8 protein-coding genes are annotated in these 12,566 nt (G+C 34.9%); all 8 read left to right on the forward strand.

Features of this window, described 5'->3' with window-relative positions; all coding sequences use genetic code 11:
• Positions 1 to 1,799: gliding motility-associated C-terminal domain-containing protein (locus tag RMO70_RS10660; protein WP_310556422.1), on the forward strand; the 1,799-nt coding region annotated here is incomplete at its 5' end.
• A 51-nt stretch (positions 1,800 to 1,850) separates the two neighbouring features.
• Positions 1,851 to 2,765 carry a type IX secretion system membrane protein PorP/SprF gene (locus tag RMO70_RS10665; RefSeq protein ID WP_310556423.1) on the forward strand — a complete coding sequence of 305 codons (915 nt, stop codon included), beginning with the start codon at positions 1,851 to 1,853 and terminating at the stop codon, positions 2,763 to 2,765.
• A 20-nt stretch (positions 2,766 to 2,785) separates the two neighbouring features.
• Positions 2,786 to 4,726 carry an OmpA family protein gene (locus RMO70_RS10670; RefSeq protein ID WP_310556424.1) on the forward strand — a complete coding sequence of 647 codons (1,941 nt, stop codon included), beginning with the start codon at positions 2,786 to 2,788 and terminating at the stop codon, positions 4,724 to 4,726.
• 175 nt (positions 4,727 to 4,901) lie between these two features.
• Positions 4,902 to 6,872 (forward strand): peptidylprolyl isomerase, encoded by a 1,971-nt coding sequence (locus RMO70_RS10675; RefSeq protein ID WP_310556425.1) that lies wholly within the window; start codon positions 4,902 to 4,904, stop codon positions 6,870 to 6,872.
• Positions 6,873 to 6,896: 24 nt separating this feature from the next.
• The gene (locus tag RMO70_RS10680) at positions 6,897 to 8,255 is read left to right on the forward strand and encodes a peptidylprolyl isomerase (protein WP_310556426.1); all 1,359 of its coding nucleotides are present in this window, start codon (positions 6,897 to 6,899) and stop codon (positions 8,253 to 8,255) included.
• A gap of 76 nt (positions 8,256 to 8,331) precedes the next feature.
• On the forward strand, positions 8,332 to 9,285 hold the full coding sequence (locus tag RMO70_RS10685; RefSeq protein WP_310556427.1) for a MoxR family ATPase: 954 nt from the start codon (positions 8,332 to 8,334) through the stop codon (positions 9,283 to 9,285).
• 40 nt (positions 9,286 to 9,325) lie between these two features.
• The gene (locus RMO70_RS10690; RefSeq protein WP_310556428.1) at positions 9,326 to 10,426 is read left to right on the forward strand and encodes an acyltransferase; all 1,101 of its coding nucleotides are present in this window, start codon (positions 9,326 to 9,328) and stop codon (positions 10,424 to 10,426) included.
• Positions 10,427 to 10,594: 168 nt separating this feature from the next.
• Positions 10,595 to 12,566 (forward strand): aconitate hydratase (locus RMO70_RS10695; protein ID WP_310556429.1); only part of this gene is annotated, 1,972 nt, incomplete at its 3' end.

Below are 12,566 nucleotides of genomic sequence, written 5' to 3' on the forward strand. Positions count from 1 at the left end.
CAGCAGGTACGGCAGATTATACGGTAACGACTACTACGGTAACCATCCCAGCAGGACAAACCTCCATCACGGTGAATGTACCGACAACGGATGATACCACAGGAGAACCAACCGAAACCTTTACGTTAAACGGAACGGTAACGAGTGGCAACACGAGCAACACGAACCCAGTAGGTACAGGAGAAATCACCGATAACGATAGTCCAGTAGTAACAATCACAGGACAAACAGTAACCGAAGGCACCGACGTAGTATTTACTGTAGCGTTAAGCAACCCAAGTGCTGTAGCCACTACCGTAGATGTAGTGACGACAACAGGTACAGCAGGTACAGCAGATTATACGGTAACCACTACGACCGTAACAATACCAGCGGGACAAACATCAGTAACGGTGAGTGTACCGACAACGGATGATACGACAGGGGAACCAAGCGAAAGCTTCACGTTAAACGGAACCGTAACTTCAGGCAACACGAGCAATACGACCGCAGTAGGAACAGGAGAAATCACCGATAACGATAGTCCAGTAGTAACAATCACAGGACAAACAGTAACCGAAGGCACCGCCGTAGTATTTACTGTAGCGTTAAGCACATCAAGTTCAGTAGCCACGACAGTAGATGTAGTGACCACTACAGGAACAGCAGGTACTTCAGATTATACTGTAACCACTACGACCGTAACAATACCAGCGGGACAAACATCAGTAACGGTGAGTGTACCAACGACCGATGATACCACAGGGGAACCAAGCGAAAGCTTCACGTTAAACGGAACCGTAACTTCAGGCAACACGAGCAATACGAATCCAGTAGGAACAGGAGTAATAACTGATAACGACCCAATCACGGTAACCATAGTTGGACAAACGGTAACCGAAGGTACTGATGTAGTGTTCACCGTAGAATTAAGCAATCCAAGTTCTGTAGCCACTGTAGTAGATGTAGTTACTACGACAGGTACAGCAGGTACAGCAGATTACACGGTAACGACTATCACGGTAACGATACCAGCGGGACAAACCAGTGTAACAGTGAATGTACCTACTACAGTAGATTTCTTACTAGAGTTAACAGAGAACTTCACGTTAAACGGTACAGTGACTAGTGGCAATACGAGCAACACAACAGCTGTAGGAACTGGAATTATTTTAGACAATCCACCAACTATTAATGCAGAAAATGATTCAGTAGGATTAGTAGATGGATCAGTTGGAGGAGTTGCAGGAAATGTACTTGATGACAATGGAAATGGAATAGATACATCAAATGGAAATTCTATTAATATAGCTGAAATAGTTATAAGAATTGTTACGCCAGCGACACCAATTGTTGTAAATTATCCAGTACCAACGATAGATCTTGTTACAGGTGATATTGTAATTCCAGCTGGAACTCCAGCAGGAACGTATACTATAGTGTATCAAATATGTCAAGTTTTAAATCCGTCTATTTGTGATACAGCAACAGTAACTATAGTTGTAGTGCCAGAAAATGAAATTGGTATTTACAATCACATTACACCAAATGGAGATGGAGATAATGAGTTTTTCTTCATAGATGGTATTGAGAATTTCCCTAACAATACAGTAGAAATTTACAACCGTTGGGGAGTGTTAGTTTACGAGGCTAATGGATACAATAATGCCAATTTTAAATTTGTAGGAACATCCAATGGAAGAGTTACCGTTCAAGTGAATGCTGATTTACCAGAAGGCACCTATTATTATATACTGCGTTATGTAAATAAAGCAGGAATAACCAAAGAGAAAGCAGCATACTTGTATATTAATAGATAAATAAAGATTTCCCCGAGTTAGTAACTCGGGGACAATTAAAACAAAATAAATATGAAATTAAAATTAATTATATTCGGATTTATACTATTAAGTGCCGTTGGTACTGCCCAGCAAGAAGCGCAGTATACACAATATATGTATAACACAGCCAATATTAATCCCGCTTACGCAGGGTCACGAGGTGTATTGAGTGTCTTAGCGATGCACAGAACACAATGGGTTGGATTAGATGGTGCACCAACGACCAACACCATAACAATGCACACGCCAGTAAGTGAGAGAATAGGCTTGGGACTTTCATTAGTAAATGATGAATTAGGACCATCTGATGAAAATACATTTTCAGTAGATTTAAGTTATAATGTACCTACATCTGAGAGCTTTAAATTAGCTTTTGGAATAAAAGCGACTGCAAATCTATTTAATGTAGATTTTGGAAAATTAAATACATTTACAACGGCAGATCTTCTTAATAATAGACAAAACATAGACAATAGATTTTTTCCTAATGTTGGAGCAGGGATATTTTGGTATTCAAATAAAACTTATTTAGGAGTATCCATTCCTTATATGTTAGAGCGAAAGTATTATGATAATGATGTCCAATTTACGGCAAGTGAAAGAATGCACATACACGCCATAGGAGGCTATGTGTTTGACTTGAGTAATAATCTTAAATTCAAACCCGCAGCACTTGTAAAACTGGTAAAAGGAGCTCCACTTCAAGTTGACTTGTCAGCTAATTTTTTATTCAATGAAAAATTCACTTTAGGCGCAGCCTATCGATGGAGTGCAGCGATGAGTGTGCAAGCAGGTTTCCAGATATCAGATTCTTGGTTGATAGGGTATGCCTATGACAAAGACACGACGCGATTAGGAAGTTTCAATTCAGGATCGCACGAAATATTTTTGCGTTACGAGTTATTCAAAAGCTATTCAAAAGTAGTCTCACCAAGATTCTTCTAACCCAACGAACGACAACCACTATGAAAAATATATTAAAAACACTACCCTTATACCTATTAGTTAGTTTTAGTGTTACAATAACAGCACAAAACATCGAAAAAGGAGACAAGCAATACAAGGATTTAGCCTATGTAGATGCCATAAAAACATACGAGCGAATAGCAAACAAAGGCTACAAATCAGTAGATTTGTTTCAAAAGTTAGGCAACTCGTACTATTTTAACGCCAAGTTAAAAGAAGCCAATGTGTGGTACAAAGAGCTCTTTGCGATGAACGAAAAAGTAGAGCCAGAATACTACTATCGTTATTCGCAAACTTTAAAATCGGTAGAAGATTATACCAATGCTGATAAATATTTAGAAAAATTTTACAGTATGTCCTCTGCAGACAGTCGAGCTAGTATGTTTAAGAATCAAAAAAACTACAAAGAAGTCATTGCAAAAAACTCGGGACGGTATGAAATAAAAAATACAGAGATTAATTCCAGATTATCCGATTATGGAGCTGCATTTTATAACGACCAAGTTATTTTTGCTACCTCAAGAGATACTGTAGCGACAGCTAGAGTAAGCACAAAGTGGACCAAAAATTCCTTTTTAAATCTCTATTCAGCAGAAAGAGCTGAGGACGGTAGTTTAAGCAATGCTAAGAAGTTTTCAAAATCAGTGAATTCAAAATTTCACGAAGATTCCCCAGTATTTACCAAAAATCAAAAAATAGTTTATTTTACTAGAAACAATTATACGAAAGGGAAAGTAGGAAAAGATGCAGAAGATGTTATTTTGTTAAAATTATACAGAGCCAGTTTAGTCGAAGACAAATGGATTGATGTGGTAGAAGTCCCTTTTAATAGTGACAACTATAGCATAGCCCATCCAGCGTTGAGTCCAGATGAAAAAACCTTGTATTTTGCATCCAATATGCCAGGAACCAAAGGAATGTCTGATCTATTTAAAGTAGACATTACGGGCGATAACACCTATAGCACACCAGTGAATTTGACAGGAGCATTAAACACCGAAGGAAGAGAAACCTTCCCGTATATAACAGAAGATAACGAATTGTATTTTGCCTCAGACGGTCACCAAGGATTAGGAGGATTAGATGTTTTTGTAACCAAACTGGGCAAAGACGGAATGCCAGCAGGAATCATCAACGTAGGAGCGCCTATAAATGGACCTATGGACGATTTTGCTTTCATTATCGACAAGAAGAATAACTCAGGGTATTTTTCGTCCAATCGAGACGGAGGAAAAGGATTAGACGATATTTATTCGTTTACCGAAACCAAGAAAATAGAATTAGAATGCAATCAAGAACTCATAGGAGTTATTACCAATTCAGAAACAGGTCAAATTTTAGATAACGCCAAAGTAACTTTACTAGACGATAAGTTTATTGAGTTGCAAGTAACTCAATCTGACGAAAAAGGGAATTATAGTTTCAAGGTCGATTGTGACAAGAAATACTATGTTCGAGGGGAGAAAGACGAGTATGATACAAAAGAAGCCATCGTTAGTATACCTAACAAATCAGGTAAGACAGAATTGCAATTGGCCACAGCCAAAAAAATAAGAGAAATAAAAGTTGGTACAGATTTGGCTAAAGTACTCGACATTCCGATTATTTATTTCGATTTAGATAAGTCATTTATCCGTCGTGATGCAGCATTAGAACTGGAAAAAGTACTGGATGTGATGGAGTTAAATCCAGGAATAACTATCGATGTGAGATCCCATACTGACAGCCGTCAAACGTTTCAATACAATGAAAGTTTATCTGATAGAAGAGCCAAATCAACCATCGCTTGGTTAATCAAAAAAGGCATTAAAGCCAACAGATTAAAAGGACAAGGTTATGGTGAGACCCAACTGGTAAACCAATGTGCAGATGGAGTGGAATGTTCCGAAGAGGAGCACCAACGCAACAGACGAAGTGAGTTTATTGTAGTCAAAATGTAAGACAGTAATTTTATATCTAAAGCATCTATGTAAAGTAGGTGCTTTTTTTTCGTATAAAATTTTGTTAATACACATCGATATAGTTGTATAATCTTTCTGAATTGTTATTTTTGTTCGCTATTACAGTTTGCTCACATTTTTGAAAAATAAAAGTATATTAAAATAAAAAATAAGAATGAAAATTGACAAAATAATTTTAGGTTTCGCATTGATAGTGAGTAGTTTAACTTTTGCTCAAAATGAAAAGAAAGAAATTCTATTCACAATAAACGATAAGCCCTATTATACGGATGAATTTTCTAGAGTTTATAATAAAAATATTGATTTAGTTAAAGACGAATCACAAAAAGATTTGAATCAATACCTAGAATTATTTTTAGGATATAAGCTTAAAATTAATAAGGCAAATCAACTTGGATTACAAAACAATCCCAAATATATCAATGAATTAAAATCTTACAGAACCCAACTGTCTAAAAACTACACCTCGGATGTTAAAGTTACAAAAGCTTTAATAGAAGAAGGATATAACAGGTCTCAAAAAGAAATTCGTGCATCACATATTCTAATTATGGTGGACGAAAATGCTGCTCCAGAAGACACGCTGAAAGCTTATAATAGAGCATTAGATATTAGAAAAAAAGCTATGTCTGGACAAAAATTTGAAGATCTTGCTGTACAATTTTCAGAAGATCCTTCAGCTAAAGAAAATAAAGGAGATTTAGGATATTTTTCAGCTTTTAGAATGGTTTATGCATTTGAATCAGCTGCGTTTAAAGCAAAAAAAGGCGAAACTACAATGCCAACTAGAACTCGTTTTGGATATCATCTAATTAACATTGTTGATACACGTGACAATCGTGGTGAAATTACCGTTTCGCATATAATGATTTTGAAACCTACAAGTGCTGATAAAACGGAAGTGGATAAAGCAAAAACAACAATTCAAGATGTATATTCTAAAATCAAACAAGGTGAAAATTTTGAAAGTTTAGCAAATCAATTTTCACAGGATAAAAATTCTTCACAAAAAGGCGGATTATTGCCTCGTTTTGCTTCAGGACAACTAAGTTCAGAAGAATTTGAAAACACAGCTTTCGGATTAACTACACCAAATACCTATTCAGAGCCTTTTGAAAGTCAGTTTGGATGGCATATTGTGAAGTTAATTGAAAAACATCCCATAAAAAAACTTGAGGAAATGGAGCGTGAATTGGATGCGAAAATCAGAAAATACGACCGTTCTCGTTTACTAACCAATTCGCTAACTGCAAAAATTAGAACAAAATATGCAGCAAAACGTGATGAGAAATTATACGAAAAAATAAAAAGCTTAGTGACGGATAAATTTTATACTGTAACTTGGAAGCAGCCTGAAGACATAAAAGAGTTTGAAGGTAATTTAATGACAATTGAAGATTACGGTGTTAAAGCAACTTTGTTTTTGTCAGAACTAGAATCCCAACAAAAATCAAAAATTAAAATTAAACCAATAGGTAAAGTTGTAGATTACATCTATAAAAATTTTGAAGATGCTCAATTAAATAATTTCTATAACGACAATCTAGAAAAAGAATTTCCTGATTTTGCAAATGTAATAGAAGAATATCGTGATGGATTATTGCTATTTGATCTTATGGAAAAAGAAATCTGGGAGAAAGCAAAGCTAGACACATTAGGCTTGAAGAATTATTACAATACCAATATAAATAAATACCAATGGAAAAAAAGAGCGGAAGTTTTAATCGCTTCCTCTACAAAAGAAGACATTGTCTCAAAAGCAAGAAAGCTTTTGAAAAAAAATAAAGAAGTTGACTTCATCAAAGAAAGTTTAAATACGAAAGATGTTGTAAATGTGATGATTAAAAAAGAAATGCTTGAAGAAGGAGCTGAGAATTTTCCGAAAAATGTAGTGATGAAACCAGGTGTTTCGGAAACCTATAAAGAGGCAGACTTTTATTTTGTGAACAGTGTTATAAAATTGATTCCAGCTTCAGCAAAAACACTGGAAGAAACCAAAGGAAGAGTGATAAATGATTACCAGCAATACCTAGAAGACAATTGGGTAGGAGATCTAAAAAAAGAATTTAAAGTAACTGTAAATCAAGAGGTTTTCGAAAGATTGAAAACTACAATGAAAAAATAAATAATGCCAATAAATAATTTTAAAATGAATATTCTAAGTAAAAAAATAAATTTAATTCTTGCGCTTTTTATAGTAACTATTTCAGTTTCTGCACAAGTTAAGAAACAAAAAATAGATGGAGTTATAGGAGTTGTAGGCGACTATATTATTCTAGATTCTGATGTAGACAAAACTTTTTTAGAACTTAAAAGCCAAGGAATTGATACTAAGGATATCCAGCGTTGTCAAATGTTTGGAAAGTTGTTGGAAGATAAATTGTATGCGCATCAAGCCATTCAAGACAGTATTGTTATTAAAGACGAAGAAGTTAATTCAAAATTGGATGAGCAAGTAACTTATATGCTGGAACAATTAGGTTCTATGCAAAAAGTGGTAGAATATTTTAAGAAATCAAGTGAGCAAGAATTTAGAACAGATCTCTTTGAAATCATAAAAGTGAACAAATTAACTGCGGGAATGCAAGCGAAAATTGTAGATGAAGTTATTATAACACCTGAAGAAGTTCGTGATTTTTTCAAAAAAATTCCTAAAGCAGATTTGCCAGTTTTTGGAGCTGAGATGGAAGTAGCACAAATCGTAGTTAAGCCAGTGGTGTCGCAAGAGAATAAACAAGCCGTAATTGATAAGCTTAAAGAAATCAAAAAAGAGGTTGTTGAAGGAGCAAGTTTTTATGGAAAGGCAGTATTGTATTCAGAAGATCCAGGATCAAGTTCAATAGGTGGGTTTTACAAAATGGATCGAAAGACACAATTTGTAAAAGAATTTAAAGATGTTGCTTTTGCTTTGAATGAGGGAGAGATATCAGAACCATTTGAAACTGATTTTGGGTACCACATTATTTTCCTAGAAAAAATTCGTGGACAAGAAATAGATTTACGTCACATTGTAATTTCTCCAAAAGTATCTGACGATGCAATGAAAGCTGCTAAAGAAAAAATTGAAGTGATACGGGAGAAAATTTCAAGTAAAAAAATAACCTTCACAGAAGCTGCTAGAACGCTATCTGATGAGAAAGAAACGCGAAATGACGGTGGAGTTTTAACCAATCCAAAAACACAAGACACTCGTTTTGAGTTGACTAAAATGGATCCTTCTTTATACGGCCAAGTGGCTAATTTAAAAGACAACGAAGTTTCGTCTTCAATAATTGATGAAGGACGCTCTGGTGGAAAATTTTATAAAATAATTACTGTTACGAATCGTTTTGAGGAACACACAGCAGATTATTCAAAAGATTATATACGTTTAAAAGAACTAGCGCTAAAAGAAAAACAAATCAAAGCCATTGCCAAATGGTCTGAAGAAAAAATCAAAGAAACATACATTAAAATCAATGGAGAATACCGTGATTGTGTATTAACAAACAATTGGTTAAAAAAATAATTTTTATTAAAAAATAAAAGAGTTAGATTTATATTTTATAATTCTAACTCTTTTTAATTTTAAAACATATAGTATAATGTCAGATGTAGCTGCAATCCAAAATTTAGTTCAAAGACAAAAAGAACTCAAACAAGAAATAGCTAAAATTATTGTTGGTCAAGATGATGTTGTCAACCAAATCATTTTGAGTATTTTTTCAGGAGGACATTCACTCTTAGTTGGTGTGCCTGGATTGGCAAAAACATTAATGGTAAACACCATTGCTCAAGCATTAGGTTTGGATTTCAAAAGAATACAGTTTACCCCAGATTTAATGCCTTCGGATATTTTAGGAAGCGAAATATTAGATGAGAATCGTAATTTTAAATTTATCAAAGGGCCTATTTTTTCAAATATAATTTTGGCAGATGAAATAAACCGTACGCCGCCAAAAACACAAGCAGCTTTGCTCGAGGCAATGCAAGAAAAATCAGTGACCATAGCTGGAGAAAATCATAAGTTAGCATTACCATTTTTTGTGCTAGCAACCCAAAATCCTATTGAACAAGAAGGAACCTATCCATTGCCAGAGGCACAACTTGATCGTTTTATGTTTGCCATAAAATTAGATTATCCATCCTTTGCTGAAGAAGTGCAAGTGGTAAAAAGCACTACTTCTGATTCTAATGTAAAAGTAAATCCATTATTTACAGCACAAGCAATAATCGATTTTCAACAATTAATTCGTCGTATTCCAGTAGCTGATAATGTCATAGAATACGCAGTCACCTTAGTTTCTAAAACCAGACCTGACAATGCTTTGTCTAACGAGTTTATCAAAAACTATTTAGATTGGGGGGCAGGACCTCGTGCTTCACAAAATTTAATTTTAGGAGCTAAAACTCATGCGGCACTCAACGGGAAATTCTCTCCAGATATTGAAGATGTTCAAGCGGTTGCAACAGGAATTTTACGTCACAGAATCATCAAAAACTACAAAGCTGATGCGGAAGGGATTTCTGAAGAAATGATTATTAAGAAGTTGTTTTAGGAGTAAATGACACATTGGATTTTCTTTATTTTTGAATAAAATGGAAAATAACCAACGAATTTTTGGTTTAGATTTAATGCGAGCTACAGCAATACTAATGGTTTTGTGTTCTCATTCGCTTTGGATTTATCCAGAAAGTTCAAGTTTAGGAAGTCAAATTTTAAAGTTTTTTGGATTTTTTGGTGTCGAAATATTCTTTGTTTTAAGCGGTTTTTTGATAGGTACAATTCTTTATAAGTTATATACACAACAAGATTTTACATTCAAAACGGCAGTTTATTTTATTAAAAGACGAGGTTTTCGAACCCTGCCTAATTATTTTTTAGTACTGTTTTTAAATATAGGTATAGCTGCAATAATTGGTTATTCCGTTCCTGATATTGGGTTTTATTTTTTATTTCTACAAAATTTTTCAAGTACAATGTTGCCTTTTTTTCCAGAATCGTGGAGTTTGTCTGTTGAAGAATTTGCCTATTTGCTAACGCCATTACTATTATTATTTGCATCAGTTTTAGTTAAATCAAATAACAAATCAAAACAGTTTATTTGCGTTGTCTTACTTCTAGTATTTGTTTTTTTAATTCATAAAATTATATATTATTTCAATACTTCAAACACTACTTTAGAACAATGGAATATTTCTCTAAAAGAAGTAGTTATTTACAGAGTAGATTCTATTTTAATTGGAGTTATTGCGGCTTGGGCAAGTTTCAATTTTCCAATTATTTGGCAGAAAAACAAAATAAATTTTCTGTTTCTAGGTTTTTTTGGATTGATGTTGCTTTTTTTTGGAATTGGTTATTTTAAAATTAATATAGAAACAAATTCATTTTTTTGGAATGTTTTGTATTTGCCAATTACATCTATGCTTTTTGCCCTATTTCTTCCATTATTGTCACAATGGGAAGTTGCTCCAAAATGGTTTTTGCGACCAATTACCTTCATCAGTCTAATATCCTATTCCATATACTTATTGCATTATAGTGTTGTTTTGCAATTAATGAAACATTTAATAGACACGAGTTTGTTCACTCCAACCGAATTGAACCTATTTACCTTCACATATATTATTTTTACTTTTATTTTTAGTTGGTTCTTGTATCGATTTTTCGAAACACCAATGACCAAATTGCGTGATTAAATCAATATTTTTCAATTTTTAGACTATAAAATCAATTTTTGATAAAAATAACATCAAAATTTATCTTTTTCGTAAATTGTCTTCTCGGATTAATATATATCATTAAAAAATTTTAAATGATATAACGTTTTCGTAATTTTGCACCACAAACAATAAACCCTATTTATTATGGCTTTTGATATTGAAATGATTCAAAAAGTATACGATTCAATGACAGAGCGTGTGGACAAAGCACGTGAGTTAGTTGGACGTCCACTTACCTTATCTGAAAAGATTTTATATTCTCACCTTTGGGAAGGAAAACCTTCACAATCTTTCTCTCGTGGAAAAGATTATGTTGATTTCGCACCAGATAGAGTGGCGTGTCAAGATGCTACTGCTCAAATGGCATTGTTGCAATTTATGCATGCTGGAAAAAGTAAAGTGGCAGTTCCAACAACGGTGCACTGTGATCACTTAATCCAAGCAAAAGTAGATGCAAAAACAGATTTGGCTCGTGCCAAATCACAATCAAGTGAGGTTTTCGATTTCTTATCATCAGTATCTAATAAATATGGAATTGGTTTCTGGAAACCAGGAGCAGGAATTATTCACCAAGTAGTCTTAGAAAATTATGCATTTCCTGGTGGAATGATGATTGGTACCGATTCACATACTGTAAATGCAGGTGGTTTAGGGATGCTAGCGATTGGTGTTGGTGGTGCTGATGCCGTTGATGTAATGTCGGGAATGGCTTGGGAATTGAAGTTTCCAAAACTAATAGGAGTGAAGCTAACAGGAAAACTTTCAGGTTGGACGGCTCCAAAAGACGTAATTCTTAAAGTTGCTGGAATTCTAACTGTAAAAGGAGGAACTGGTGCTATTGTGGAATATTTTGGTGAAGGTGCTACCTCGATGTCTTGTACAGGAAAAGGAACTATTTGTAATATGGGTGCCGAAATTGGCGCTACTACTTCTACTTTTGGTTATGATGCTTCTATGGCGCGTTACTTGCGTTCTACCAATCGTGCTGATGTAGCTGATGCTGCTGATAAAGTAGCAGCTTACTTAACAGGTGATGCTGAAGTATATGCAAATCCGTCGCAATATTTTGACCAAGTAATCGAAATTGATTTATCCACTTTAGAGCCGCATTTAAACGGTCCTTTCACACCAGATTTGGCTACGCCAATTTCTAAAATGAGAGAGGAAGCTACTAAAAACGGTTGGCCTTTGAATATTCAAGTAGGATTGATAGGTTCTTGTACCAACTCCTCTTATGAAGATATTGCACGTTCGGCTTCGATTGCCAAGCAGGTTACAGATAAAAATTTAAAAATAAAATCACAATTTACCATCACACCAGGTTCGGAGGTAGTTCGTTCTACTATTGAACGTGACGGATTTATAGCTACTTTCGATAAGATTGGAGCCACTGTTTTTGCAAATGCTTGTGGTCCTTGTATTGGAATGTGGGACAGAGATGGCGCAGAAAAAGAAGAAAGAAACACGATTGTGCATTCGTTCAACCGTAATTTCTCAAAGCGTGCCGATGGAAATCCAAATACAATGGCATTTGTAGGTTCTCCAGAATTGGTAACCGCTTTAGCTATTGCTGGAGATTTAGGATTTAATCCAATTACCGATAAATTAATCAATGAAGACGGTCAAGAAGTAATGCTTGAAGAACCAACAGGTGATGAATTACCAACAAAAGGCTTCTACGCAGAAGATCCAGGATATCAAGCACCTGCTGAAGATGGTTCTAGTGTGAAAATTGTGGTGAGCGAAACATCGGAAAGATTGCAATTGTTAGCACCTTTCGATGCATGGGATGGAAAAAATATTACAGGAGCTAAATTGTTAATCAAAGCTTTTGGTAAATGTACCACCGACCATATTTCTATGGCTGGACCTTGGTTGCGTTTCCGCGGACACTTAGATGCCATTTCAAACAATATGTTGATTGGTGCCATTAATGCGTTCAACCAAAAAGCAAATACCGTAAAAAACCAATTGACTGGAACTTACGATGCCGTTCCTGCAGTTGCAAGAGCATATAAAGCCGCTGGGGTACCTTCAATTGTTGTAGGAGATCACAATTATGGTGAAGGTTCTTCAAGAGAACACGCAGCAATGGAACCAAGATTCTTGGGTGTAA

The sequence above is a fragment of the Flavobacterium sp. genome (genome assembly GCF_031422135.1).
Taxonomy (GTDB): domain Bacteria; phylum Bacteroidota; class Bacteroidia; order Flavobacteriales; family Flavobacteriaceae; genus Flavobacterium.